The 866-nt window shown below is 44.7% G+C and carries 1 protein-coding gene and 2 pseudogenes; 2 read left to right on the plus strand and 1 reads right to left on the minus strand.

Features of this window, described 5'->3' with window-relative positions; translation table 11 throughout:
* Positions 1 to 99 (plus strand): annotated as a pseudogene (locus tag EA14781_RS25110) (ATP-binding protein); the annotation flags it as partial.
* Positions 100 to 172: 73 nt separating this feature from the next.
* Positions 173 to 430, plus strand: a pseudogene (locus EA14781_RS21995) (transposase); the annotation flags it as partial.
* A 12-nt stretch (positions 431 to 442) separates the two neighbouring features.
* Here EA14781_RS21995 and EA14781_RS22000 read toward each other — a convergent pair.
* On the minus strand, positions 443 to 866 hold a 424-nt coding region (locus EA14781_RS22000; protein ID WP_042336325.1), incomplete at its 5' end, for an IS30 family transposase.

Below are 866 nucleotides of genomic sequence, written 5' to 3' on the forward strand. Positions count from 1 at the left end.
AAACCCCATCTGGCAATAGCGATGGGCTATGAAGCAGTCCGTGCAGGTATCAAAGTTCGCTTCACAACAGCAGCAGATCTGTTACTTCAGTTATCTACGGTGTAGTGGCACACTGAATTTGGCCACCTGAACAGAGGTGATATGCTCACCTCAGAACAACACAGGTGCTCCAATGAAAAAAAGAAATTTCAGCGCAGAGTTTAAACGCGAATCCGCTCAACTGGTTGTTGACCAGAACTACACGGTGGCAGATGCCGCCAAAGCTATGGATATCGGCCTTTCCACAATGACAAGATGGGTCAAACAACTGCGTGATGAGCGTCAGGGCAAAACACCAAAAGCCTCTCCGATAACACCAGAACAAATCGAAATACGTGAGCTGAGGAAAAAGCTACAACGCATTGAAATGGAGAATGAAATATTAAAAAAGGCTACTGTAGATTCAATCTGTCAATGCAACACCCCTTTCAATTATCTCTTTCGGTGTTTTGAACTTCAGTGTCTTTCTCGGTCTGTTGTTTAGCTGAGCAGCAACCAGATCTAGTTCATGTTGAGTATATTGGGCAAGACATGTCTTTTTAGGAAAGTACTGCCGAATTAGCCCATTTGTGTTCTCATTTGTTCCCCGCTGCCAAGGACTCTGAGGATCGCAGAAGTAAACTTTAACGCCGGTGCTGACAGTAAATTCTAGATGTCTGGCCAGTTCCATTCCTCTGTCCCATGTCAGTGATTTTCTGAGTTCTGACGGTAAACTCAGGAATTTGTCGGTAAGAGCCTGATTTACTGAGACAGAATCTTTGCCCCTGAGTCTGAGGATGATCGTATAACGTGATTTTCGGTCTACAAGTGTGGCTATATGTGAACCG

Origin of the sequence: Escherichia albertii NBRC 107761 = DSM 17582 (genome assembly GCF_000759775.1) — a bacterium.
Classification (GTDB): domain Bacteria; phylum Pseudomonadota; class Gammaproteobacteria; order Enterobacterales; family Enterobacteriaceae; genus Escherichia; species Escherichia albertii.